We start from the raw sequence: 25,057 nt of genomic DNA, 5'->3' as shown, positions 1-25,057 counted from the left end.
CCAGGCACGGAACCCACATCGCACCTATCGCGCCAGCGAGGAGTAGGCCTTGTCGTCAGCACCACCGCTTCGGGAACGCTATTCATTTGCAAACCTCAACGAGGTTTTGGAAATCCCCGACCTCATCGCCGTCCAGCGAAAGTCATTCAAGTGGTTCGTTGACCACGGTCTGGCCAACGCCTTCCGCGACATCTCCCCCATTCGTGACTTCACCGAGACGCTCAGCCTCGAGCTGGACTTCGATCCCACCGATGAGGATCTGCGCCCGCCACCCAAGTTCACGGTGGAGGAGTGCAAAGAACAGGACATGACCTATTCGGCGCCCATCTTCGTGAAGGCGCGCTTCGTCAACCAGAACACGGGCGAGATCAAGGAACAAACCGTGTTCATGGGCGACTTCCCCATGATGACCGACCGCGGCACGTTCGTGATCAACGGCACCGAGCGTGTCGTGGTGTCGCAGTTGGTGCGTTCGCCGGGCGTCATCTTCCAGCCGGGTGAACGCTTCCGCCTGCGCAACCTGTCCAAGCACCAGTTGGTCACCGGCACCGTTCACCCCTACCGGGGTGAATGGATCGAGTTCGATGTCGAGCAGAAGCCCGGCAAGGACGTCACCGCCGGCACCCGTGTCGCCCGCAAGCGTCGCCTCAGCCTGTTCGTGCTCATCCGGGCCCTCGGCTTCGGCGAGGACAACGTCCCCGGCTTCCTCAACGCCTTCGTGCAGCACTTCGACTTCCTCGAGGGCCAGTGGGAGAAGGACCAGGACCTGGCGCCCACCCAGGAAGAAGCGCTGATCGAGATCTACAAGCGTGCCCGGCCCGGTGAGCCGGCCACGCCCGAGTCGTCACGCAACTACTTCCAGAACGCATTCTTCGAGAGCCGCCGCTACGACCTCAGCCGGGTGGGCCGTTACAAGCTCAACCGCAAGCTGGGCCCCGAGGTGCAACACCTCCTCGACGTGTTCCCCATGCTGGCCGATCACGTCGACCTGCCCGACAAGGATCTGTCGGTGCTGTCCCGCGTGGAGCTGCTGGCCGCCACCACCTACCTGCTCAACCTGGCTGCGGGCACCCCCGGCTACCGCTTGGACGACCAGGACCACTTCGCCAACCGTCGCATTCGCTCGGTGGGTGAGCTGATCCAGAACCAGGTGCGCATCGGCCTGAGCCGCATGGAGCGGGTGGTGCGCGAACGCATGACCACCCAGGACGTCGAGGCGATCACGCCACAGACGCTGATCAACATCCGCCCGGTGGTGGCCGCCATCAAGGAGTTCTTCGGAACGTCCCAGCTGAGCCAGTTCATGGACCAGGTGAACCCGCTGTCGGGCCTCACCCACCGTCGCCGTCTCTCGGCGCTCGGCCCCGGCGGTCTGTCCCGTGAGCGTGCGGGCTTCGAGGTGCGGGACGTGCACTTCAGCCACTACGGCCGCATGTGCCCCATCGAAACCCCGGAAGGCCCAAACATCGGCCTGATCGGAGCCCTGGCCACCTACGCCCGGGTCAACGAGTTCGGCTTCATCGAGACCCCGTACCGCAAGGTCACCGACGGCGTGGCCACCAGCGAGATCGTGTGGCTCCCCGCTGATGAGGAAGAGCTCTACACCGTCGCCCAGGCCAACGCCCGGCTTGACGAAGACGGCACCTTCCTCGACGAGCGTGTGCTGGTTCGCCGCTCGCCGCAGGCCGCGTCGCTGCAGGACCTCAGGTTGCAGCTGGAGCGCGACGTGTTCCTCGGTGCCACCACCGCCATCGAGCTGGTGGAGCCCGCCGAGGTTCAGCTGATGGACGTGTCGCCGAAGCAGATCGTGTCGGTCGGCGCCGCCCTCATTCCGTTCCTCGAGCACGATGACGCCAACCGTGCGCTCATGGGCGCCAACATGCAGAAGCAGGCCGTGCCGCTGGTGCGTGCCGAGGCCCCGTTCATCGGCACCGGAATCGAGCCCCGGGCCGCACGCGACGCCGCCAACATGGTGATCGCCGAGGAAAACGGCATCGTCACCCAGGTGGATGGACGCACCATCACCGTGGAGTACGCCAAGACGGGTCGCAAGAGCTACCGCCTGCACAAGTTTGAGCGTTCCAACCAGGACACCTCGATCAACCAGCGGCCCCGCGTGGCCGCCGGCCAGAGGATCGTCGAAGGCGACATCCTGGCGGAGGGTCCCTCCACCGACAACGGCGAGCTGGCACTGGGCAAGAACCTGCTCATCGCCTTCATGCTGTGGGAGGGATACAACTACGACGACGCCATCATCTTGTCGGAGCGGCTGGTGAAGGACGACGTCCTCACCTCGATCCACATCCACGAGTATGAGGTGGACGCCCGCGACACCAAGCTGGGCGAAGAGGAGATCACCCGGGACATCCCGAACCTCTCCGAAGAGATCCTGGCCGACCTTGACGAGCGCGGCATCGTGCGCATCGGCGCCGAGGTGGACGCCGGCGACGTGCTGGTGGGCAAGGTGACGCCCAAGGGCGAAACCGAGCTGACCCCCGAGGAGCGCCTGTTGCGGGCCATCTTCGGTGAGAAGGCCCGCGAAGTGCGTGACACCTCGCTGAAGGTGCCCCACGGCGAGCAGGGCAAGGTGATCGACGTCAAGGTGTTCAGCCGTGAAGAGCATCACGAGCTGGCTCCCGGCGTCAACCAGCTGGTTCGGGTCTATGTGGCCCAGAAGCGCAAGATCTCGGTCGGCGACAAGCTGGCCGGACGCCACGGCAACAAGGGCGTCATCAGCCGGATCATGCCCATCGAGGACATGCCCTACCTGGCCGACGGCACCCCGGTTGACATCGTGTTGACCCCGCTGGGTGTTCCGTCCCGCATGAACGTGGGACAGGTGCTGGAGACCCACCTCGGTTGGGCCGCCCGTTGGGGTTGGCAGAACGAGGGCGACTTCATCGGTGAGCCGCCGCTGCGTGGCACCGAGACCAAGACCCGGCCCACCACCCGGCCCGCCACGTTGATCGCCACCCCGGTGTTCGACGGCGCCAAGTGGGACGAGACCGAGCTGGCCGGTAAGCACCCGACCATCCAGAAGATCTTCGAGAACCTCAACCCCGAGGGCGTCGACGGTCAGCGGCTGATCGAGACCACCGGCAAGACCACGCTGTTCAACGGTCTGACCGGCGAGCCGTTCCACCAGTCGATCTCCATCGGCTACATGTACATCCTGAAGCTGGCCCACCTGGTGGACGACAAGATCCACGCCAGGTCCACCGGCCCGTACTCCATGATCACCCAGCAGCCGCTTGGTGGTAAGGCCCAGTTCGGTGGTCAGCGCTTCGGTGAGATGGAGGTGTGGGCCCTGGAGGCCTATGGCGCCGCCTACTGCCTGCAGGAACTGCTCACCATCAAGTCCGACGACACGCTCGGGCGGGTCAAGGTGTACGAGGCCATCGTGAAGGGTGAGAACATCCCCGAGCCGGGCATCCCTGAGAGCTTCAAGGTGCTCATCAAGGAGATGCAGGCGCTCTGCCTCAACGTCGAGGTCCTCTCCGAGGAAGGCGACGAGATCCAGATGCGGGAGCTCGACGAGGAGTTCTTCCGTGCCGCCGAGGAGCTGGGCATCGACCTGTCCCGCCCCGAGCGCGGCTCTGACGAAGACGACATGCGTCGCCCCGCCATGCGCGGCTGACCCGTTGCGCCCGCCAGCAACCTGAGACCCTTTCAAGAACGCACCGCCACACCAGCAAGCCAGACAAGCCCAGATAGAGGAGCCAGCGCCTTTCATGCTTGACGTCAACAACTTTTCCCAGTTGCGCATCGGACTCGCCACCGCCGAACAGATCCGTATGTGGTCCAACGGCGAGGTGAAGAAGCCGGAGACCATCAACTACCGCACGCTCAAGCCAGAGAAGGACGGCTTGTTCTGCGAGAAGATCTTTGGTCCCACCAAAGACTGGGAGTGCTACTGCGGCAAGTACAAGCGGGTGCGCTTCCGCGGCATCATCTGCGAGCGCTGCGGCGTTGAGGTGACCCGCTCCAAGGTTCGGCGCGAGCGCATGGGGCACATCGAGCTGGCCGCCCCGTCGGTTCACATCTGGTACCTCCGCGGCACCCGCTCGTGGCTGGCCTACCTCCTGTCGGGCACCGAGCCGAAGGAGGAGTTCAAGGCCAAACAGCTGGAGAAGGTGATCTACTTCGCCGCCAACCTGGTGGTGACGATCGACGTCGAGCAGCGCGACGAGGACCTCCAGAGCCTGGAGGCCGACTACCTGGCCGAGCGCGACGAGATCAACAAGGAGCTCGAGCTGGAGTTGGCCGAGCGCCACGACGAGCTCGAGGGCGAGGTTCGCAAGCTGGAAAAGGGTGGTGCAAAGGACGCCGAAATCCGCAACCGCCAGAAGGCTGCGGAGAAGGACCTGACCGCCATCCGCGAGCGTTACGAAGAGGAGTTCGACCTCCTCGAGCGGGTGTGGGACGAGTTCAAGAGCCTGCACGCCCGTCAGATCATCGAGGACGAAGAGCTCTGGCGTGAGCTGGAGGACCGCTACGGCGACTACTTCACCGGCGGCATGGGCGCCGAGGCCATCAAGTTGTTGATCGAGGAGATCGACCTGGTGGAGGAAGAGGTCAAGCTGCGGGCGCAGATCGACCCGGCCGAGGGCCAGAAGCCGCTGTCGGCCCAGCGCAAGCAGAAGGCCATCAAGCGCCTGAAGATCGTTGCCGCCTTCAACCGCACCGCCGAAGAGGGCGCCCGCGAAAACGACCCGCGAGCCATGATCCTCGACGTGGTGCCGGTGATCCCGCCGGAACTGCGCCCGATGGTGCAGCTGGACGGTGGCCGCTTTGCCACCTCCGACCTGAACGACCTGTACCGCCGGGTGATCAACCGCAACAACCGCCTCAAGCGGCTGCTCGACCTGGGCGCACCCGAGATCATCGTCAACAACGAGAAGCGCATGCTGCAGGAGGCTGTTGACGCACTGTTCGACAACGGTCGCCGTGGCCGTCCCGTCACCGGGCCGGGCAACCGCCCGCTGAAGTCGCTCTCGGACATGCTGAAGGGCAAGCAGGGCCGGTTCCGCCAGAACCTGCTGGGCAAGCGCGTCGACTACTCCGGCCGCTCGGTCATCGTGGTTGGCCCCACCCTGAAGCTGCACCAGTGCGGCCTGCCAAAGCTGATGGCCCTCGAGCTGTTCAAGCCCTTCGTGATGAAGGCGCTGGTCGACCGTGAGCTGGCCCAGAACATCAAGTCGGCCAAGCGCATGGTTGAGCGCCGCCGGTCCGCCGTCTACGACGTGCTCGAGGACGTCATTCGGGAACACCCGGTGATGTTGAACCGTGCACCAACGCTGCACCGCCTCGGCATCCAGGCCTTCGAGCCCGTGCTGGTCGAGGGCAAGGCCATCCAGATCCATCCGCTGGTGTGCACCGCGTTCAACGCCGACTTCGACGGCGACCAGATGGCGGTCCACCTGCCGCTGAGCGCCGAGGCGCAGGCCGAGGCCCGCGTGCTGATGCTGTCGGCGCACAACCTGCTGTCGCCTGCGCACGGGCGACCGATGGTGACGCCCACCAAGGAAATGCTGATCGGCGCCTACTACCTCACCGAGCCCGAAGAAGGGGCCATCGGCGAGGGTCGCACCTACCGTCACCTTGAGCAGGTGGAGCGCGACATCGAAGCCGGCCTGCTGGAGGCTCACGCCGCAATCACCCTGCGGCCGGGCCCCGACGGCTCCGACCGCCTGGAGACCACCGCCGGTCGGGTGCTGTTCAACACGGTGCTGCCGGACGACTTCCCGTATTGGAACAAGTCGATCCGCAAGGGCGAGATGTCCGATCTGGTCGACCAGTTGGTGATCTTCTACCCGAACGCCACCGTGGCGCACAGCCTGGACCTCTTGAAGGAACTCACGCTGAAGTGGTCCACCAAGTCGGGCCTGACCATGGCGATCTCCGACGTGAAGACCCCGGAGTCGAAGAAGTCGATCCTCGACCGGTTCGAGGACGAGACCGAAAAGGTTGAGCGGAACTTCCGCCGAGGTGTCATCACCGACGGCGAGCGCATCCAGAAGGCGGTCGAGATCTGGTCGGAGGCCACCACAGAGGTGACCGAGGCCGTCGCCGACGCGATGGGCAACGAGAAGTTCAACTCGTTGAACATGATGGTTGGCTCGGGTGCCCGAGGAAACATGATGCAGGTGCGTCAGATCGCCGGTATGCGCGGCCTGGTGGCAAACCCCCGTGGCGACATGATTCCTCGTCCCATCAAGTCCAACTTCCGTGAGGGGCTGGACGTGTTGGAGTACTTCATCGCCACGCCGGGCGCACGTAAGGGCCTGGTGGACACCGCGCTGCGCACCGCCGACTCGGGCTACCTCACCCGTCGTTTGGTCGACGTGGCACAGGAACTCATCATCAACGAGGAAGACCCGTTTGCCACGGGTGCCCCGGTGCGGGGCATCTGGATCAATGGTGTGCACCCCGATGGGTTCGCCGACGCCGACGGGAATTACGTGGGCACCCAGCGCACGGCCCCCAGCGATCGCGCGGTGAAGAGCTACATGGACACGCGCCTGTTCAGCCGAACGCTGGCCGACGACGTCACCCTCAGTGACGGCAGGCTGGTTCCGAAGGGCACCGAGGTTGGCCTCGAACTGATGGTGGCCCTGCGCGACGATGAGACCATCACCCGCATTCGGGTGCTGTCGCCGCTCACCGACGAGTCGAACTTTGGCATCACCGCCAAGGGCTACGGCACGTCGTTGGCCACGTCCAAGACGATCGAGCCCGGCGAGGCGGTGGGCGTCATCGGCGCACAGTCGATCGGCGAACCCGGCACGCAGCTGACCATGCGTACCTTCCACACCGGTGGCGTCGCCTCCGCCGGTGGCGACATCACCGGTGGTCTGCCCCGCGTGGTCGAGTTGTTCGAGGCTCGCACCCCGAAGAACAAGGCCGTGCTGGCCGCCACCTCCGGCGTCGTGCGCATCGGTGAGGACGATGGCAAGGGACGCGTGGTCACCATCGTCTCCGATGATGGTGAAGAGGACGTGTACACCGTGGCCCGTGAGGCCCGCCTGGAGGTCAAGGACGGCGATGACATCACCGCCGGCGACGCCATGGTGGAGGGTCCTCGCGACCCCAAGGAACTCATGGACATTCAGGGCGTGTACTCCACGCAGCGCTACCTGGTTGACCAGGTACAGAAGGTGTACCGCGACCAGGGCGTGTCGATCCACGACAAGCACATCGAGCTGATCGTGCGGCAGATGACCCGTCGCGTGGCCATTCAGGAGCCCGGCGACTCGTCGTTCCTGCCCGGTGAGCGTGTGGATTCTCAGACGTTCCGTGACACCAACGCCCGCCTGTTGCAGGAGGGCCAGCGTCCCGCCGACGGCCGTCCCGAGCTGATGGGTATTACCAAGGCGTCGTTGGCCACCGACTCGTGGCTCTCGGCCGCGTCGTTCCAGGAGACCACCCGGGTGCTCACCGAGGCCGCCATCGAGAGCCGTTACGACGGCCTGATGGGTCTGAAGGAGAACATCATCATCGGCAAGCTCATCCCGGCCGGCACCGGCATGGAGCGCTTCGCTGAGATCGACACCTACGCCCCCGACTACGAGCCGATGGAGTACTTCAGCTCGGACGACGAGGGCCAGGGCGGCGCCGACTTCCTCGCCCAGCAGGCCGGTGTGACCCCGGCGCTGGTTGGGGCTGCTGCCGCCGGGCCTGACGGCAGCGGTGTGATCGGAGCGGTGCCCGACTCGGCATCGGGCGGCGACGTCGCCGGCTAGTTCCGGCTGTGGCCCCTCGGGTGCCACACATTGGATACAGACACCGCCCGGCGGTTGAAACCGCCGGGAGTATCCGGCGCGCCGACGGTGCTCTGTGGCGAGAACTTTAGGAACGTTCCCGACACCGGATTGGCCACCAGGTTGGCCGACTATGTCTCTGATCCGATGGCCTTGCGTACTCCTCGAAGGCCCCTTGGGACGACCCGGCCCGGTGCAACGGGTTCGTGTCGTCGAACGGGAACACCCTGAATCCCGCCTGGTGCAACTCCCGGCCTTCCGAGCAGACCGAAGGTGCGGTTCTCGTACCGCGGTGACGACCTGGTGGAGATGCCCGTGTCCGCGACGGTGACCGACGGCGTGCTCGACCCCGGCGCGGAATCGTGCACGATCACCGTCCGTGCCGGAGCCCACTCCGACCACTGGGCCCTTTCGGTGTCCGCTGCACCGCCGCGCGAGCAGGAACCCCTACGCCTGTGGCGCCTCGGAGTTGCCACGGACCGGTTCCGGCACCTCGGGCAAGATGCTGCCGGCAACCGTACTGAAGTTGGTGGGCGGTGGGCTGCTGCTCACTGCCCGTCGTCGTCGTCGTCGTCGCCGTCGTCGCCGTCGTCGGAATTCGGTCGGCTCAGTCAGACGATCTGCCCAACTGGGGAGTGCACACCACTGTCTGGCGGTTGTGTGGGCTCCCGAGTTGCGGCTTGGTCGTGTGGGTGCCGGGTTAGCGGACCGAGATGTCGAAGTCTCGGGCGACCAGCCGGTCGACCAGCGCCTCGCCGATGCCGGTGGCGGGGGTGAGCACGCCCGCCGCATCGGGAAGCGCCTCCCCATCGAGGGCGAGGGCGAGCGCGCTCTGGCCCAACATGACCGCGGTGGCCGCGTAACCGGGATCACCGTCGGCGGCAACGGTCGCCACCACATTGCGGCCCCCGGCGGTGGTGGCGTGCACATCGACGTGGAAGTGGCCGTTGCTGCGGGTCTTGGAGTTGGGCCCTTCCCCGGGGGACGGCAACACCCGGTCGAGCAGCTTGCGGGTGGGGCCGAAGGCCATGGCGGCTGCGCCGGCGACGGTGCCGGCGGTGACGCCGGTGGCCAGGAACGGGCCGGTGATCGGTGAGTCGAACCCGATCACCTCCGAGTAGCGCATGCGGCGACCGTACGCGTGGTCGAGCAAGGCATTGCTGCGCCGCACGATCCGGGTGTTGTAGGGGGCCATGACGAACGGGGCCACCCACATGCCCAATCGACGGTCGTAGCGGGGCGGGCCAACGTCGCGTTGGGGGCCCAGATCGGCCTCGGACGAGCGGTCGGGGCTGAGCGCGTAGGGATCCGCTCCGATGCTGCGCTTCGCCGGGTCGGCGGCCATGACCGCCACCTGATTGCGGATCGAGTCGATCGTCCCGCCGCTGACCCCACCCTTGGCCGACACGACCACCAGCGTGGCCTCGGCCAGTGGGTCGCCGTGGCGCGTGTCGGCCTCGCGGGCCGCAACCATGACCGCCAGGTCGGAGGGCACCGAGTCGAACCCGCACGAGTGCACGATGCGTGCGCCCGAGGCGGCGGCTACGTCGTGGAACCGGTCGATGCTGTCGCGTACGAACAGCACCTCGCCGGTGAGGTCGGCGTAGTGGGTGCCGGCGCCGGCGCAGGCCTCGACGAGGGGCAGACCCCACCGGGCGTACGGCCCGACCGTGGTGGCGACCACCCGGGTCTGCTCGGCCAGCGCGACGATCGTGTCGGGCTCGTTGACGTCGGCGACGATCAGCGGCCAATCGGCGGCCGCCCCGCCGAGTTCGGCACGGACCTCCTCCAGGCGGGACGACGAGCGCCCGGCCAGCGCAATCCTGGTCGAGTCGTCGGCGTGGGCGGCCAGGTGCCGGGCGGTGAGCCTGCCCACGAAGCCGGTCGCTCCAAAGAGCACCACGTCGTAGGGGCGGTCGGCTGGATCTGGAGTGGGCATGCGCCCAGGCTAACGACCGTCTCCTCAGGCGCTTCCCCTGGGCGCGCCGAACGTTTGGTCGGCGCGCCCGACCGCGTCGGCAAGGCGGTTGGCCAGCGATGCGATGTCGGTGAGGACCGGTTGGGACAGGTGCTCGGCCAGCCAGCGGTGGTTCTCGCGATGGCCATCGTCGTCGGGGTCGAAGCGGTTCATCAGCACGATGGTGCGGTCGGCCAGCGCCGGTGCCCCGAGCGTGATCGAGTCGATCGCCGACACCGCAGCGCCGATTGCACCCAGCGAAGCATCACCCACCAACACGACCACGTCAGGGTCGACCGCGGCGCACAGCCCGAGCGAGTCGGCATCGGCCGCCACCGGGGAGCGCACCCCGCCCACCGTCTCCAGCCAGCCCACTCGGCACCCGCTGGGCCACCCGAGCTCCACGAGCAGCTCGGCGATCAACGGCGGTGCCAAGCCGAGCCGCTGAGCCGCCATCGGCGGGGCGAGGGCGACCGCATAACGCCGTTGGGGCGGTGTGACCTGCTCCGCCGGTTCGCCACTGGTGTGGGCCAACACCTCGGAGTCCAGCGGCTCATGCCCGTCGATGGCGAAGCTCTCGGCGGGTTTGCGTGCCGCAACCTGGATCGACCGGCGGCGCAACGCCTCGATCGTCCGGGCGCCGACCCACGTCTTACCCACCTCGGTCGCGGTGCCGACGCAGGCGACGAGCAACTTCGGTCGGGCCCCGGCGCTGGTTGATTGGCTCATCGCAGGCCCAGCCGGTCGAGAGCTGCGAGGAGGCCGTCGATGTGCTCGTCGTCGTGGGCGGCCGACAGCGTGATGCGCAGGCGACTGGTGCCCGGCGCCACAGTCGGGGGTCTGATGGCCGGCACCCAGTAGCCGAGATCGAGTAGGTCCTCGGAGGCGGCGACCGCCCGATGCTCGTCGCCGATGATGACCGGAACGATCGGGCTGGGATGGTTCGGCGTCAGCCGGTCGGTGTGGGCACGGACCCGCCGCACCAGAGCGCGCCCCTCCGGCGAACGCACGAGGTGGAGCGCCGCGAGGGCGGCGGCCGCGTCGCCGGGGGAGAGGCCGGTCGAGAAGATGAACGGGCGGGCTGCGTTGACCAGCAAGTCGATGACCGCGCGCGGACCTGCAACGAACCCACCCATCGCCCCGAGGCTTTTGGACAGCGTGCCGACACGGACGACCGGGGGAGCATCGAGCGGTCCTGCCGGCCCAGAAAGGTTGGGCCCCCACACCGAGTGGGCCTCGTCGACGACGAGTGCCGCGCCAAGCTGTGCGCAGCGCTCGACCGCCTCTTCCATGTCGACGGCATCGCCGTCCATCGAGAACACGGCGTCGGTCACCAGCACCGACCGGCCCGGCCACTCGGTGATCAGCGCAGACGCAGCAGCAAGGTCGAGGTGGGGATAGATGGCCACCTCGGCGCTGGCCAGCCGGGCACCGTCGATGATTGAGGCGTGGTTGAGTTCGTCGGACACGATGCGAACCCCGGGCCCGCCCAGAACGGTGAGGACCCCGAGGTTGGCGGCGAACCCGGTCGGGAACACCAGGGCAGCCTCGGTGTGCTTCCAATCGGCCAACTCCTCCTGCAGCTCGTCGTGCACCGGTCGGGTGCCGCAGATCAGCCGCGAGGCCCCGGCGCCGGTACCCCAGCGGTGGGTGGCGGCGGACGCCGCTTCGATCACCGCCGGATGGGAGCTGAGGCCGAGGTAGTCGTTGGAGGCGAACGTGACGACGGGGTCGGGACCGTGATCGAGCGTGCCGCTTGGGCCGAGCGAATCGTAGGTTCGCGTCGAGCGCCAACGCCCGGCGGACTTGATGGCGTCGGCCCGTTCGGCCAGGTGATCACGCCATCCGTTACCGTCCGCGATGCCAACCTGTGGGGACCTGCTCACCGAAACGACGGTAGCGGGGCCGAGGCCGCCGGGCGGCTCAGCGGGTGAGGATCACCGATGAGCCGTGGCCGAACAGACCCTGGTTGGCGGTGATGCCCACCTTGGCGCCGTCAACCTGACGGCCTTCGGCCTGGCCCCGAAGCTGCCAGGTGAGCTCGCACGCCTGAGCGATGGCCTGGGCGGGGACCGCCTCGCCGAAGCAGGCCAGACCACCGGACGGATTCACCGGCAGGCGACCCCCGATGGTGGTCGCCCCGTCACGGATCATGCCCTCGGCCTCACCCGGTTCGCAGAATCCGAGATCCTCGTACCAGTCCAACTCCAAGGCGGCCGACAGGTCGTAGACCTCGGCGACGTCGACATCGTCCGGACCCAGGCCGGCCTCCTCGTAGGCGGCGTGGCCGATGCTCTGCTTGAAGGTGCGTTCCGGCAGCGGGTAACCGACGGTGGAGTCGGTGGCGAAGTGGGGCATCTCGATGACCGTGTTGGGATAGGTCGGCGTCGTCGTCGACACCGCCGCCACCCGCACCGGGTTGTCGAGGCCGCGCTTGCGGGCGTACTCCGCTGAGGTGAGCACCATGGCTGCACCACCGTCGGAGGTGGCGCAGATGTGCAGCAGGTGCAGCGGGTCGGCGACGACCGGCGATGCGGCCACGTCCTCGGCCGAGAACGCCTTGCGGTAGCGGGCGTAGGGGTTGTTCAGGCCGTGTTGTGCGTTCTTGACCTTGACGGCGGTGAAGTCGTCGACGGTGGCTCCATAGAGGTCGATCCTCCGGCGGGCGTACATGCCGAAATAGGTCGGGTTGGTCGCGCCGAGCAGTCGGAACCGAAGCCAGTCCGGGTCGTCGGTGCGCTCGCCGCCCTGCGGGGCGAGAAATCCCTTGGGGGTGGTGTCGGCCCCCACGACCAGGGCCACGTCGCAGCGACCCGACAGGATGCGGGCCCGGGCGGCCTCGATGGCCATCGCACCCGAGGCGCAGGCGCCGTAGCTGGAGGTGACCGGCACGCCGGTCCAGCCCAGCGCCTGGGCGAACGTGGCGCCGGCCACGTAGCCGGGGTACCCGTTGCGCATCGTGTCGGCACCCGACACGAACCCAACGTCGGTCCATGGGATGCCCGCGTCTTCAAGCGCTGCGAGTGCGGCGTGGACGCCGTAGCTGACGAAGTTGCGGCCCCACTTGCCCCAGGGGTGCATGCCCACACCGAGCACTGCGACGTCGTTGTCGTGACTCATCGACCTGCCTCCGTCATCTCACTAGTCGCCGGGTTGGTGGTTGCAACCGGCCGCCACTTCCAGATCACCTTGGTGCCTTCGTCGTCGGCGTACAACGTGTCGATCACCAGTTCCATCTCCATGCCCACGGTCAGGTCCTCGGTGCTGACGTCGCTGGGCACCTGGCCGAGTACGACCAGCCCCTCGTCGGGCAGTTCCACCGCAGCGATGGCGAAGGGCGCAAAGCCCTCGGGTGGCTCGAGGTACGGCTCGGGAGGCTGATAGCCCGCCGACGTGTAGCTCCACAGCCTGCCGCGGTTGCTGAGCCGCACCTCCTCGGTGGCGCCGCCGGCATAACCGGGGGCCCTGGAGGTGTCGGTCGGCGGGAAGAAGTACGTGCCCGAACCGATGCATCGCGACCCGATCAGCGCGGGCGCCGGATCGGTCTCGAACCATCCCTCGACCGCAAACGAACTTGTCGCCGAGGTGGGTGACTGTTGAGCGCTCATAGCGTGCTCCTCTGGCAGAATGGGGTCCCGAGCCGTCTCCGGTGAATCGACGGACCGTGAACGCTGTCAAACCTGACGCCGCGTCAGATCTGCGGTCGCAACTGTGCCAGATACGCAATGCTGCGTCGAACCGTTGGGCTCGAGGCTCAGGCGGGCTCGCCCCAGTCGTTCACGTCAGGGTTTTTCTCGGGCGAGTTTTGGCGGTCGTCGTCTTTCCCGTAAACGGGGCTGACCTTGGGTTCGCCCTTCTTGTGCCCGAATGCGAAGCCGACCATCAAGCCGAGGATCAACCACACGAGTCGGTTGAAGAAGAGGACGCTGAACCATCCGCCGAGACCTCGGCCGGGTTGCAGGGTCACCACCAGCACCGGACGGTTTGATTGCTCGGCGAGCTCGGCGAGCTGCTCCTGGGCATCGATCACGTCCTCGTCGTCACCGTTCTGATCGACGACCTCGTCTAAACGATCGTTGAGGATCTGGGAGATCTCGGACAGGTCGCTTCGTCGTTCGATGTCGTCGCGGCCGGTCACGACGCGGTTGGTCACCGTTCCGACCGAAGGAGTGTCGAGGTCCACCATGGTTGAGTCGAACTGCCTGGCCGGAACCCGAAAGGTCATCACCGCCTGCGGATCGCCCGCGAAAAGCCCCAGGAATCTTGGAGGGAAGCTCGTTTCCTCCTTCTCCAACCGTCCCTGGTGGCCCTCCTCCACGATCAGCCGCGCCTGCTGGCGGCCGGCCGCGACATCCTTGGTTGCGAAGTCGAGGCGCCCGTTGTAGTCGCCGAACAAGCCGACTCCTGAATTGCCCCCGCACGAGGTCAGCAGCAGTGCCAGGCCGGCCAGCATCAGGACGCGCCCGACGACGGTCCGGTCGAAGGTGGGTCGGGGTGGGCTCACCCCCCCGACGCTAGTTGCCGACTGTCGATTTCTGGGGGAGGGTCACCCGCCGCAAGCCGGTACCTCGAAGCGCGTACCGGCGACGCCTTGCGGCCTCAGGCGTTGCCAGGTGCGGTCGGTTCAGCCTCGTCGAGGAACGCGGGCCGTTCGCCCCCGCCGTGCAACGTCAGCGTGGACCCCGACACGTACGACGCCAGCGGTGACGCGAGGTACAGGCACGCGTTCGCCAGGTCGGCCGGATTGCCCATGCGGCCAAGCGGGACGGTTGCCGCCACCGCGGCGACCCCGGCCTCATCGCCGTAATGCAGGTGCGCCTGTTCGGTTTCGATCAGCCCGGCGATCACCGCATTCATGCGCACCTTCGGGGCCCACTCCACCGCAAGCGAGGTGGTCAATCCGATCAGCCCGGCTTTGGCCGCGCCGTAGGCGGCGGTGCCCGGGGAGGGGCGGACGCCCGACACCGAGGCGATGTTGATGATCGAGCCACCGGCGTCCTGGGTGCGCATCACGCGGTTGGCCCGCTGGGCCACGTGAAGCGGAGCGGTGAGGTTGAGGGCGATGATCGCCTCGTGAAACCGAGGGCTGACCTCGGCGGCGTCCACCTGTGGGGCCCCGCCCGCGTTATTGATCACCACGTCGAGGTGGCCCTCGCTGGCCTCAATATCGCTGATGAGCGCATCGACGGCGGCTGCGTCGCGCACGTCGGCGGCGACGAACCTGGCCGTGCGTCCCCGTGCCTCCGGAAGCTGCTCGGGCTCGCTGCGGCCACAGATCACCACCGCTGCGCCATGACTGAGGAAGGCCTCGGTGATGCCTCGGCCGATGCCTCGGGAACCGCCGGTGACCAACACCACCGATCCGGTGAAATCCAGCGGGTCGGTGGTGGCGTGGTCGTTGGTCTGGGCCGTGCTCATGGTGCTCCTGGGGTGACTGGACTACCGTTCCTCACCAATCTGACACATCGTCAGATTGAACGCGGAGTGGGCGCCCCGGCATCTTGGAGATGGCACACCATGGGCTTTCAGGTCACCACAACCGACGGCATCTGTCACCTGGTGATGGATCATCCGCCGGTGAACGCACTGACCGTGGCCGGATGGTTCGAGCTGGCCGATCTGCTCACCGCAGCCGGACGCGACCCCGAGGTGGGCGTGGTCATCCTGTCGGCCGCCGGCAAGGGCTTCAATGCTGGTGTGGACATCAAGGAGATGCAGAACACCGAGGGCTTCGACGCGCTGATCGGCGCCAACCGCGGCTGCGCCGCCGCCTTCGGGGCGATCTACGACTGCGAGGTGCCGGTGATCTGCGTCGTGCACGACTTCGTGCTGGGCGGAGGCATCGGCCTGATGGGCAACTCCGACATCATCGTCGCCGCAGAGGGCACCACGATCGGCCTGCCCGAGGTCAAGCAGGGAGCACTCGGCGCCGCCACACACCTGGCCCGGCTGGTCCCCCCGCACCGAATGCGTCAGATGGTCTACACCGCCGAGCCAATCGACGTGTCCATGCTGCACGCCTGGGGATCGGTGGCCGAGGTGGCGCCACGCGACGAGGTGATCCCCACCGCAGAACGGATCGCCCGGTCGATCACCCAGCACAGCAGGCTGGTGATCCGAGCGGCCAAAGAATCGCTGAACGCCATCGACCCGGTGGATGTGAAGCGCAGCTACCGCATGGAGCAGGGCTTCACGTTCGAGCTGAACCTGTCCGGCGTGTCCGACGAGGCCCGCGACGCCTTCGTTGAGAAGCGGGCTCCCAGCCACGAACGCTGAGGCAACCACTGGTCGCCCACCGGCGAGCAACCGACCTGCACCGATCAACTCTCCAGCATCCAATTCACACGAAAGAGGGGCCACGTGGCCGACAAACTGACCACCGCAGCCGAGGCGACCTCCCACATCGTCTCGGGCATGACCATCGGCATCGGCGGTTGGGGGGCCCGGCGCAAGCCGCTGGCGCTCATCGCCGAACTGGTGGCCCGCGACGACCTGACCGACCTCACCGTGGTGGCCTACGGGGGCCCCGAAGTGGGGATCCTGTGCCGCGCCGGCAAGGTGGCCAAGGTGATCTCGGGGTTCGTCACGATGGACACGATCGCCCTCGAGCCCCATTACCGGGCCGCCCGCCAGACCGGCTCGATCGAGGCCGCCGAGTGGGACGAGGGCATGATCCTGCTCGGTCTGAACGCAGCGGGTTGGAACCTGCCGTTTCTGCCAACCCGGGCCGGCCTGGGCTCTGACGTGCCCCGGGTGATGCCCGACCTGAAAATGGTCACCAGTCCGTATCCCGGCCGCAGCGGGGGCGAGCCCGAGGAGCTGCTGGCCGTGCCTGCCCTGCACCTCGACTACGCCCTGATCCACGCCAACAGGGCCGACGCTGCCGGCAACGCGCAACTGCTGGGTGAGGATCCGTTCTTTGACGACCTGTTCGTGCGGGCCGCCGACAAGGCGATCGTCAGCTGCGAGCGGGTGGTCGAACCGGCGAACTTCCTCGACGAGGGCCCGGTGCAGACCCTGCTGGTCAGCCGCCTGAACACCGATGCGGTGGTCGAGGCGCCCGGAGGTGCCGGGTTCACCCAGTGCCTGCCCGACTACGAGCGCGACGAGGACGCCCAGCGGGCCTACGCCGCCACCGCCAAGAGCGACGAGGCGTGGGACGAGTGGATCGCCGCCTTCATCGCTCATCCCAGCCGTGCGATCGCCGAGGAGACCAACCGATGAGCGAGCAGACCGCAACCAACGCCACCCGCGCCGACTACTGCGCCGTCGCCATCGCCGAGGCCTTCAGGGGCGACGGCGAGCGTCTGTGCAACCCCATCGGCAACCTGCCGCTCATCGGCGGACGTTTGGCCAGGGCCGGATTTGAGCCCGACCTGGCGATCACCGACGGTCTGGCCACGCTGACCGCCAATACCCCGGCGGTCGGCCGCCCCGACACAGACCGGGTGGTGGAGCACTGGAACCCGTACCGTCGCATGTTCGAGTTGTTGTGGAACGGACGCCGCCACGTGATGATGGGCGCCAGCCAGGTTGACCGCTACGGCAACCAGAATCTGGCCGCCATCGGCGACTGGCACCGGCCCAAGGCCCAGCTGCTGGGCTTCCGGGGCGCCCCGGGCAACACGATCAGCCACACCACCAGCTACTTCATCGGCAACCATTCGCCGAAGGCACTGGTGGAGTCGGTGGACGTCGTCTCCGGCGTGGGTTACGACCGGGCGGCGGAACTGGGTCCAGAGACCTCCCGCTTTCACGAGATCCGCCGGGTGGTCACCAACTTGTGCGTGATCGACTTTGAGGCCACCGACGGTAACGGCGTGAACTGCGCCCGGTTGCGATCGGTGCACCCATGGTCGTCGGTCGACGATGTGGTCGCCGCCACCGGGTTTGAGCTGGCCGTGCCCGACGAGGTGCCCGAATCCCGGGCCCCGACGACCGACGAGATCTCGCTGCTGCGCAACGAGATCGACCCGGACGGCCTCGCAGCCCGGGAAGTGCCGAATGAGTGAGCCCGCCGAGCAGGTGGCGCAGAGTGAGGCCGCAATCAGCCGGTCCACGAGCCACCCGGCCCTGACCACCCGGTTCTGTGAACTAGTCGGAGTGCGTCTGCCGGTGGTGCAGACCGGCATGGGCTGGGTCTCGGGCGCCACGCTGACCGCTGCCACCGCCAATGCGGGGGGCCTCGGCATCCTGGCCTCGGCGACGATGACCTTCGACGAGCTCGATGCGGCCATCGCCAAGGTGGCCGGTGCCACCGACGCACCGTTCGGTGTCAACCTGCTTCCGGTGCAGGCCGACCTCGACAAGCGGTTGGGTCTGATGGAGGACCGGGGCGTTGCGGTGGCATCGTTCGCCGGACCGCCGTCCGCCAAGGTGGTGTCCCGGCTCAACGACGCGGGCATCGTCACCATGGTCACCGTTGGAGCGCGACGACACGCCGAGAAGATGGCGGGCATCGGCGTGCAGTGCATCATCGCCCAGGGCGGAGAGGGGGGCGGCCACACCGGCGCCGTGCCAACCAGCCTGCTGGTGCCCGACGTGGCCGACGCGGTCGGTGCCGGCACCGCCGCCGGCCCAAATGGTGACGGCGTGATCGTGCTTGGGGCCGGTGGCTACCGGGATGGACGTGGCCTGGTGACTGCGCTGGCGCAGGGTGCCGACGGCATCGCCATGGGCACCCGCTTTCTGCTGACCGCCGAGTCGGGTGTGCCCGATGACATCAAGGCGATCTATCTGAAGACACCGGTCACCGGCACCGTGCGAACCACCGCCATCGACGGCGCCCCGCAGCGGGTGATCGCCACCGACGTGATCTCGGCGCTCGAGTCGGGCATCGCCCCGGTGCGCGTGGCCAACGCGCTACGCAACGCGCTGAGATTCCGGGCGCTCACCGGCACGTCGCTGAAGGACCTCGTGCAGACCGGCCTGGCGATGCGCAAGAGCCAGGACCTCACCTGGGCACAGCTGGCGATGGCGGCCAACGCCCCGATGCTCACCAAGGCGGCCATGGTGGACGGCCAGGCCGAGGTGGGCATCCTGCCAACCGGCCAGGTGGTCGGTGTCATCGATTCGCTGCCGACGGTGGCCGAGGTGCTCGGCGACATCGTCACCGAGGCCGAGGCCACGTTGGAGCGCCTGGCCGGCTGACCGGCGCCGAGGGAACGCTGAGTCAGCGCCGGTGCCTGCCAAATGAGAGAGTTCCGAGATGATGTTGCCGGAGCGCGAAGCGCCAGTACTTGACGTGCGGGAGTTGGCCGACCCGGCCGGGGTCGGCATGGACGCCGAACGCCTTGGCCGTATCGATACCCTCTTCCGTCGCTACGTGGACGACGGACGGCTCCCCGGCTGGTCGCTTGCGGTCACCCGCCGGGGACGACTGGTGCATCGCTCCAACTACGGGTTCGCCGACCCCGAGGACGGCCGCCAGGTCAACGACGACACGGTGTTTCGCATCTATTCGATGACCAAACCGATCACGTCGCTGGCAGCCATGATGCTCTACGAGGAGGGCTGTTTCGAGCTGAACGATCCCGTCGCTGCGTACCTCCCCGAGTTCGCTGACACTCGCGTGTGGAAGGGCGGCTCGACCACTGGGCCCGAGACCGAGCCGATCACCGAGCCGCTGCGCATCTGGCACCTGCTCACCCACACCTCGGGGCTCACCTACGGCTTCCAGCGCAGCCACCCGACCGACGCCCTCTACCGCGATGCCGGGTACGACCTCGGCGGCCCGAAGGGCGTCACGCTCGCCGAAGCGGTCGCCACTTGGGCGTCGCTGCCGTTGCGGTTCCAACCCGGCACAGCCTGGTGCTATTCGGTGTCCACCGACGTACTGGGCCGGCTGGTGGAGGTGCTGAGCGGGCGGTCACTCGATGCGTTTTTCGCCGAGCGGATCCTCGGGCCCCTGGGCATGGTCGACACCGCCTTCGGACTGCCGGAGGGTCAGCGCCATCGGCTGGCCGCGCTGCACGTGCCGGACCCGGCCACCAAGAAGGCGGTGCGGTTCGACGAACTCGGTCCGGTCAGCCGCAGCGTCCCCACGTTTCTGTCCGGCGGCGGCGGGTTGGTGTCGACCACCGATGATTACCTGCGGTTCTGCGACGTTCTTCTGCGGCGGGGCGAACGGGATGGTGTGCGGCTGCTCAGCCCCCGAACCGTCGATTTCATGACCTGCAACCACCTGCCGGGCGGCGCCGACCTGTTGGGGTTTGCCCGGTCGATGTATGCCGAGACCCCGTTCGCCGGCGTGGGCTTCGGGTTGGGTTTTTCGGTGGTGACCGACCCCGTGAGGCACAAGGTGTTGGGCTCGCAGGGCACCTTCGCCTGGGGCGGTGCCGCCTCCACCGGGTTTTTCGTGAACCCGGTCGAGGAGATCACCGCAGTGTTCATGACCCAGCTGATTCCCTCCGGCACCTGGCCGTTGCGGAGCCAGCTCACCCAACTGGTCACCCAGGCGATCGTCGACTGACTGTTTCAACGATGCATGTGGCTCGCGTGCGCCGGTCCAAACGTCCCGGCTTCGGGTGCGTCAGGGTTTGCGGGAGGACTTGCGGACGCCGGGGATGAGGCGCAGCGCCACCATGAGCGCTTCGGACAGCTCCGAGACGTCGGCGCCGATGGTCTGCACCTTGCTGTCGACCACCTCCACCAGGCGCAGCACGTCGGGCAGCACCCGATCGAGCGACTGCTGCAACGGTTCGATCTGGCCACCGATGTTGTCGACCACGGCCACCGCGCCGTCGATGTTGGCGCCGATCTGGACGGCGATCCCCTCGATGCGGGGCACCGTGCCGTTGACCACCGAAGTGGTCTCAGTCACCTGGGCTTCCAGCCGGACGATTGTCTCGGGCAGCACGGTCAGCGTCTCGCGTAACGATCGGAGGGTGCTGGGGACCTTGACCAACTCGGTGGCCAGGTCCACCGGCCATCGAACGAGTTGTCCGAACAACGATCTCCCCATCCGGCAACACTATTCCCCGTCATAACGCCACCACACTCCGATTCGGAGTTGACGCGCTCAGTCGTCCGATGGGGCGGCGTCCGCGGTCGACGAATCGGCGTCTGCGGCGCCGCGGCGCCGCCGTGCAACTCGCACCACCAGCCATACCAAGAGGCCGATCCCAAAGAACGGGGCAAAGGCTGCCAAGGCAACCACGATGGCGTTGACCACTGCGGTGAACGCCTCCCAGCCTCGGGTCAGACCGTCCATAAAGCCGACGCCGTCGTCGGTCTCCTCGATCGGTTCAATGCGAGTTCCGGGCTCAGAGATGGTGAGCGTGACGGTGCTCTCGGCCACCTGTGCCTCGATGGTGCGCAACTGGCCCTGGATGCCCTCCAGTTCGGTCTCTCGACGAAGCAGTTCGCTTTCCAGCGTGCCGATCTCTCCGGCGTCCGACGCCTTGGATAGAAACCCTTGGAGGCGAACGATCGAGGCCTTCAAGGTGGTGATGCGTCCCTCCAGGTCGGTGACCTGCCCGGTGACGTCGTCGGTGGACTGCGACCGGTCGGTGACCTTGCCCAGCCCGGAGAGCTGTTCCATTGCCCGGTCGAAGCCCTTGGGGGGAAGCGCCAACGTGAGCACCACCGTGGAGTTCCCGGAGAAGCTGGACTGCTCCTGGGCCACCCGACCGCCGAGCGCGGTGACGATGGAGCGTGCCTTGGCCGAGGCGGTGTCGGGTTCCTTCGTAGTGAGGTCGAGGGTGGCGGTGCGCACCAGGTCTCGTTCCACCCCGGCGACCTGTGGGGTTTCCATCGGAGCGATGTCGGCGCCGGCCTCGCCGCTGCCGTCGGCCACAACACCGGGCGCGTCGGTGGCGGTACCCGACACCTCGCTGGGTGCGACGATCGCGGCGCTTCCGGCCGCCTTGCCTGCACCCGTCTCAGGGAGGACGCCTGCTGTGGTATCAGAATTTGGGGCACGGCTGCCGATCTCCGCCTCGGAAGAATCGATGCCAATTGAGGGGGCGGCGCTGGAAGAATCTCCGGATTCCGTCCCTTGCAATGCAGTGCCCACACCGGTGAGGGCGGCGAGCAGCACGATGATGGCGACCACGGTCAACCAACGGTGTCGACCTGCGAGAGCGGCCAACCGTGAGGGCAGGGAAGGCGCGTTGCCCGCCTCGTCGGAGATGTTTGGCGAACGTTCGGCTGGGTTGTTGGAGGTCATGGTCGTTCCTCGGGTGTGGGTGCTCGATCGTGGTTGGTTCAGATGAGACGACCGCCGACACCTCTCGAGTTCCCGGAAATCCCACAGGATTGCGATCGAGGGCGTTCGGTCCTGCGTCGGCGTGGCTGCGGAGGGTGCCTGGTGGCCGGTTGGCCGCACCGGGCTGGTACGTTGCCTGCTTCGACCGAGCCGGAGGACCGATGGAACTGCTCGACAGCCCCAGTGAGGCTGCCTTCCGCACCGAGGTGCGGGCCTGGCTGGCCGACCACGTGCCCACCGACCCGTTGCCATCGGGCGATACCAAGCAGGGTTTCGCCGCCCATCTCGACTGGGAGCGGACGCTCTTCGATGCTCGTTATGCCGTGGTTTCGTGGCCCGAGGTGTATGGCGGGCGCGACGCCACCTTGTGGGAGTGGCTGATCTTTGAGGAGGAGTACTACCGCGCTGGTGCTCCCCAGCGGGTCACACAAAACGGCATCTTCCTGCTGGCGCCAACCATCTTCGAGTACGGCACCCAGGAGCAGCAGGACCGATTCCTCCCCCGCATGGCCGCAGCGGAGGACCTGTGGTGCCAGGGCTGGTCCGAGCCCAACGCCGGCAGCGACCTGGCGGGGATCACGTCCAAGGCGGTGCGCGACGAAGCGGCCGGGGGTTGGCGACTGACCGGGCAGAAGACCTGGACCACGCGCGGTGCGTTCAGTACCCACATGTTCGGCCTGTTCCGCACCGACCCCCAGCAGGAGCGACATCGCGGCCTCACCTACTTCATGGTGCCGCTGGACGCCGAGGGAATCACCGTGCGGGGGTTCACCCGGCTGGACGGTGACGAGGGGTTCGCCGAGGTGTTCCTCGAGGACGCGTTCGTCGACGACGCGTGGGTGCTGGGCGAGGTGCATGCGGGCTGGTCGGTGGCGATGTCCACCACGTCGTCCGAACGCGGCCTGACCCTACGATCACCTGGCAGGTTCATGGCGACCGCCGAGCGTCTCGTTGCGTGGGCCCGTGAGCGCCAGGACCTTGACCCGGTGCTGGCCGACCGCATCACCGCCGCCTGGATGGCCGCCGAGGCCTACCAGTTGTACACCCTGGCCGATGTCACCGACGTGACAGAGGGCCGCTCGCCCGGTGCCAAGTCCAGCCTCAACAAGCTGTGGTGGAGTGAACTGGACGTGGAGCTGCACCGGCTTGGTTTGGAGCTGGCCGGGGCCGAGGCCGAGCTGGATGAGGGCTCGCCCGGCGCCATCGACGACGGACGCTGGATGAAGGGCTGGCAGTTCGCGCTGTCGGGACCCATCTATGCCGGGACCAACGAGATTCAACGCAACATCGTGGCCGAGCGCGTGCTCGGGCTGCCCAGGAAGTGAGTGCCATGAGCGCCTTGATCAGCGTTCGGCTGCGAGCGACAGAGATGGAGCGGGTTTCATGAGGTTTGCCTTTGAGGACGAGCAACTGGAACTGGCCGCTGCGGTGCGCGACCTGCTCAGCCGTGAGGTGCCCGCAGAGCGGGTGCGCGAGGCGTGGGAGTCCGAGGACGGCCGCCTTCGCGACGTGTGGGCCAAGTTGGCCGACATGGGTGTGCTTGGGCTGATGGTGCCCGAAGCCCACGGGGGGCTGGGATTCTCCGAGGAGGAGATGGTGTTGGCACTCACCGAGTGCGGCCGGGTGGGCCTGCCCGACCCGGTGCTGTCGAGCGCCATGGTGGTGGCGCCGTTGCTGGCAGAGGTGATCGCACAGGACTCGGCGCCCAGTGGTGCCGCCCCGCTGGCCGGCACCTGGCTGGAGCGGCTGCCCGGCGGGGCCACTGCGGTGCCCGCTTTTCCGGCGGCCAGGACCGTGGCCTTCGCCAACTCGGCCGACGTGATCGTGGGCTACGCGGACGGAGAACTTCATGTGGTCGATCCCACCTCGGTGCGGCTCAGCCCGGAGCGCTCGGTCGACGGGGCGCGCAAGCTGTCGCGCCTGTCCTGGGAGGCACATCCGGACACGCTGCTGGCCCAGGGCGAGGCGGCGCGGGCGATGATCCGCAACGCTTGGAACCGGGCGGCGCTGGGCACAGCGGCGCAACTGCTGGGTCTGGGCGAGACCATGTTGGACATGACGGTCGGCTATGTGTCGGAACGCAAGCAGTTCGGGGTGCCTGTCGGGTCGTTTCAGGCGGTCAAGCACCATCTGGCCGATGCCCGGTTGCAGCTGTCGTTCGCCACGCCGATGGTGCACCGCGCCGCCCACAGCATGGCCAACGGCGATCCGGAGGCCCACCGTCACGTGTCGATGGCCAAGGCGATGGCCTCAGAGGCCTCATTGTTCGTGGGCGAACAGGCGCTTCAGTGCCACGGGGCCATCGGGTACACCACCGAGTACGACCTCCACCTGTATTTGAAGCGAACCTGGGCCCTGGCGTCCCGCTTCGGCGACGCCCGCTGGCACCGCCGCCGTGTGGCCGCATCTCTCGGCCTCGATTCGCCCGCCTGACCACCATGGCCGCCCTCGATGCCGGGTTGGCGGGAGCCTCACTCCAGCTGACTGCCGTCGGGTCGGGTGGTGTGCCAGGTGCCCCCCGGGTTGCGTCGGACGGTGAAGCCCTTCTGTTTCCAGCGGTTGTGTTTGCCGCATTATGCCGAATCCGTGATTATGCCGAATGGGGGTGCGGATGTGTTGGTGGGAGCGGGATCGGCGGTGTTGTGTTCGGCATAATCACAGGTTCTTGAGGAAGGCGAGGGTGCCGGTGTCGGGCTGGTAGCGGCCGGGGCTGGTGTTGGGTGGTGTGGTCCGGTTGAGGGCGGTTTCTTTGGTGCCCATGTCGGCGTGCATGTAGATCTGGGTGGTCTCGATTGTTTCGTGGCCGAGCCAGAGCGCGATGACGGTGATGTCGACGCCGGCTTGGAGGAGGGCCATGGCACAGGTGTGCCGGAGGGTGTGCGGAGTCACATTTTTGGTGGTTAGGGATGGATGCCTGGCGGCGGCTGTTGCGGTGTGTTTGGTGACGAGGTGGGCAATGGAGTCTCGGCTGAGGTGGGTCCGACGTCCGCTGGGGAACAACGGATCGTCGGGTTGCCCGTTGCGTTCTCGGAGCCATTCTCCGAGGACAGCGATCACAGCGGTCGAGATCGGGACTGCTCGTTGTTTGCGTCCTTTGCCGTGGGCGATGTTGATGTGAGCACCGGGCCGATC

General features: G+C 67.3%; 19 protein-coding genes. 9 read left to right on the top strand and 10 right to left on the bottom strand.

Annotation, left to right across the window (positions count from 1 at the left end; translation table 11 throughout):
- Positions 1–49: 49 nt before the first annotated feature.
- On the top strand, positions 50–3,637 hold the full coding sequence (gene rpoB, locus MPARV_RS0119230; RefSeq protein ID WP_020379407.1) for a DNA-directed RNA polymerase subunit beta: 3,588 nt from the start codon (positions 50–52) through the stop codon (positions 3,635–3,637).
- A gap of 94 nt (positions 3,638–3,731) precedes the next feature.
- Positions 3,732–7,742, top strand: coding sequence for a DNA-directed RNA polymerase subunit beta' (locus MPARV_RS0119225; protein ID WP_012227938.1), 4,011 nt, complete (start codon positions 3,732–3,734; stop codon positions 7,740–7,742).
- A 718-nt stretch (positions 7,743–8,460) separates the two neighbouring features.
- On the opposite strand, the gene MPARV_RS0119215 is transcribed toward MPARV_RS0119225, so the two are convergent.
- The 7 genes from MPARV_RS0119215 to MPARV_RS0119185 form a co-directional block, all read right to left on the bottom strand.
- Complete coding sequence (locus MPARV_RS0119215; RefSeq protein ID WP_012227944.1) at positions 8,461–9,699, bottom strand: saccharopine dehydrogenase family protein; 1,239 nt, start codon at positions 9,697–9,699, stop codon at positions 8,461–8,463.
- 24 nt (positions 9,700–9,723) lie between these two features.
- Positions 9,724–10,446, bottom strand: coding sequence for an ATP-dependent dethiobiotin synthetase BioD (gene bioD / locus MPARV_RS23210; RefSeq protein ID WP_020379406.1), 723 nt, complete (start codon positions 10,444–10,446; stop codon positions 9,724–9,726).
- Entirely contained in the window at positions 10,443–11,603 is a 1,161-nt protein-coding gene (locus tag MPARV_RS0119205; RefSeq protein WP_020379405.1) for an aminotransferase class I/II-fold pyridoxal phosphate-dependent enzyme, read from the bottom strand. The genes bioD and MPARV_RS0119205 overlap by 4 nt, the downstream gene beginning before the upstream one ends.
- Positions 11,604–11,640: 37 nt before the next feature.
- Entirely contained in the window at positions 11,641–12,837 is a 1,197-nt protein-coding gene (locus tag MPARV_RS0119200; RefSeq protein ID WP_012227955.1) for a lipid-transfer protein, read from the bottom strand.
- On the bottom strand, positions 12,834–13,325 hold the full coding sequence (locus tag MPARV_RS0119195) for a Zn-ribbon domain-containing OB-fold protein (protein ID WP_012227957.1): 492 nt from the start codon (positions 13,323–13,325) through the stop codon (positions 12,834–12,836). Before MPARV_RS0119195 ends, MPARV_RS0119200 begins: the two co-directional genes overlap by 4 nt.
- Before the next feature lie 146 nt (positions 13,326–13,471).
- Entirely contained in the window at positions 13,472–14,221 is a 750-nt protein-coding gene (locus tag MPARV_RS0119190; protein ID WP_012227959.1) for a DUF4349 domain-containing protein, read from the bottom strand.
- A 95-nt stretch (positions 14,222–14,316) separates the two neighbouring features.
- Complete coding sequence (locus MPARV_RS0119185; protein WP_012227961.1) at positions 14,317–15,135, bottom strand: SDR family oxidoreductase; 819 nt, start codon at positions 15,133–15,135, stop codon at positions 14,317–14,319.
- 99 nt (positions 15,136–15,234) lie between these two features.
- Here MPARV_RS0119185 and MPARV_RS0119180 point away from each other — a divergent pair, with 99 nt between their 5' ends.
- From MPARV_RS0119180 to MPARV_RS0119160, 5 genes are all read left to right on the top strand, one after another.
- Positions 15,235–15,993, top strand: a complete 759-nt coding sequence (locus MPARV_RS0119180) for an enoyl-CoA hydratase family protein (protein WP_020379403.1) — start codon at positions 15,235–15,237, stop codon at positions 15,991–15,993.
- 84 nt (positions 15,994–16,077) lie between these two features.
- A complete protein-coding gene (locus MPARV_RS0119175; protein WP_020379402.1) occupies positions 16,078–16,941 on the top strand; it encodes a CoA transferase subunit A in 864 nt (287 codons plus the stop codon).
- Positions 16,938–17,729, top strand: coding sequence for a CoA-transferase subunit beta (locus tag MPARV_RS0119170; protein WP_020379401.1), 792 nt, complete (start codon positions 16,938–16,940; stop codon positions 17,727–17,729). Before MPARV_RS0119175 ends, MPARV_RS0119170 begins: the two co-directional genes overlap by 4 nt.
- Positions 17,722–18,867 carry an NAD(P)H-dependent flavin oxidoreductase gene (locus MPARV_RS0119165; protein ID WP_012227967.1) on the top strand — a complete coding sequence of 382 codons (1,146 nt, stop codon included), beginning with the start codon at positions 17,722–17,724 and terminating at the stop codon, positions 18,865–18,867. Before MPARV_RS0119170 ends, MPARV_RS0119165 begins: the two co-directional genes overlap by 8 nt.
- Positions 18,868–18,925: 58 nt before the next feature.
- Positions 18,926–20,188, top strand: coding sequence for a serine hydrolase domain-containing protein (locus MPARV_RS0119160; protein ID WP_202948866.1), 1,263 nt, complete (start codon positions 18,926–18,928; stop codon positions 20,186–20,188).
- Positions 20,189–20,248: 60 nt separating this feature from the next.
- On the opposite strand, the gene MPARV_RS0119155 is transcribed toward MPARV_RS0119160, so the two are convergent.
- Both MPARV_RS0119155 and MPARV_RS23205 read right to left on the bottom strand, forming a co-directional pair.
- Positions 20,249–20,680, bottom strand: a complete 432-nt coding sequence (locus MPARV_RS0119155; protein WP_157789741.1) for a hypothetical protein — start codon at positions 20,678–20,680, stop codon at positions 20,249–20,251.
- 57 nt (positions 20,681–20,737) lie between these two features.
- Positions 20,738–21,886, bottom strand: a complete 1,149-nt coding sequence (locus tag MPARV_RS23205; RefSeq protein WP_012227971.1) for a DUF4349 domain-containing protein — start codon at positions 21,884–21,886, stop codon at positions 20,738–20,740.
- Positions 21,887–22,086: 200 nt separating this feature from the next.
- Between MPARV_RS23205 and MPARV_RS0119145 the strand changes: the two genes are divergently transcribed.
- Positions 22,087–23,250 carry an acyl-CoA dehydrogenase family protein gene (locus MPARV_RS0119145; protein ID WP_012227972.1) on the top strand — a complete coding sequence of 388 codons (1,164 nt, stop codon included), beginning with the start codon at positions 22,087–22,089 and terminating at the stop codon, positions 23,248–23,250.
- 58 nt (positions 23,251–23,308) lie between these two features.
- The gene (locus MPARV_RS0119140; protein WP_012227973.1) at positions 23,309–24,358 is read left to right on the top strand and encodes an acyl-CoA dehydrogenase family protein; all 1,050 of its coding nucleotides are present in this window, start codon (positions 23,309–23,311) and stop codon (positions 24,356–24,358) included.
- A 222-nt stretch (positions 24,359–24,580) separates the two neighbouring features.
- Here MPARV_RS0119140 and MPARV_RS23995 read toward each other — a convergent pair.
- Positions 24,581–25,057 (bottom strand): tyrosine-type recombinase/integrase (locus tag MPARV_RS23995; RefSeq protein ID WP_031279399.1); only part of this gene is annotated, 477 nt, incomplete at its 5' end.

Origin of the sequence: Candidatus Microthrix parvicella Bio17-1 (genome assembly GCF_000299415.1) — a bacterium.
GTDB lineage: Bacteria > Actinomycetota > Acidimicrobiia > Acidimicrobiales > Microtrichaceae > Microthrix > Microthrix parvicella.
Note: the sequence above shows the minus strand (reverse complement) of the source record. Positions and strands in the feature narration are given on the sequence as shown.

Coding starts and splice junctions, on each gene's coding strand:
- MPARV_RS0119225 (WP_012227938.1), top strand. CDS start 3,732: ATGCTTGACGTCAACAACTTTTCCCAGTTGCGCATCGGACTCGCCACC.
- MPARV_RS0119215 (WP_012227944.1), bottom strand. CDS start 9,699: ATGCCCACTCCAGATCCAGCCGACCGCCCCTACGACGTGGTGCTCTTT.
- bioD (WP_020379406.1), bottom strand. CDS start 10,446: ATGAGCCAATCAACCAGCGCCGGGGCCCGACCGAAGTTGCTCGTCGCC.
- MPARV_RS0119200 (WP_012227955.1), bottom strand. CDS start 12,837: ATGAGTCACGACAACGACGTCGCAGTGCTCGGTGTGGGCATGCACCCC.
- MPARV_RS0119195 (WP_012227957.1), bottom strand. CDS start 13,325: ATGAGCGCTCAACAGTCACCCACCTCGGCGACAAGTTCGTTTGCGGTC.
- MPARV_RS0119185 (WP_012227961.1), bottom strand. CDS start 15,135: ATGAGCACGGCCCAGACCAACGACCACGCCACCACCGACCCGCTGGAT.
- MPARV_RS0119180 (WP_020379403.1), top strand. CDS start 15,235: ATGGGCTTTCAGGTCACCACAACCGACGGCATCTGTCACCTGGTGATG.
- MPARV_RS0119170 (WP_020379401.1), top strand. CDS start 16,938: ATGAGCGAGCAGACCGCAACCAACGCCACCCGCGCCGACTACTGCGCC.
- MPARV_RS0119165 (WP_012227967.1), top strand. CDS start 17,722: ATGAGTGAGCCCGCCGAGCAGGTGGCGCAGAGTGAGGCCGCAATCAGC.
- MPARV_RS0119160 (WP_202948866.1), top strand. CDS start 18,926: ATGATGTTGCCGGAGCGCGAAGCGCCAGTACTTGACGTGCGGGAGTTG.
- MPARV_RS0119155 (WP_157789741.1), bottom strand. CDS start 20,680: ATGGGGAGATCGTTGTTCGGACAACTCGTTCGATGGCCGGTGGACCTG.
- MPARV_RS23205 (WP_012227971.1), bottom strand. CDS start 21,886: ATGACCTCCAACAACCCAGCCGAACGTTCGCCAAACATCTCCGACGAG.
- MPARV_RS0119145 (WP_012227972.1), top strand. CDS start 22,087: ATGGAACTGCTCGACAGCCCCAGTGAGGCTGCCTTCCGCACCGAGGTG.
- MPARV_RS0119140 (WP_012227973.1), top strand. CDS start 23,309: ATGAGGTTTGCCTTTGAGGACGAGCAACTGGAACTGGCCGCTGCGGTG.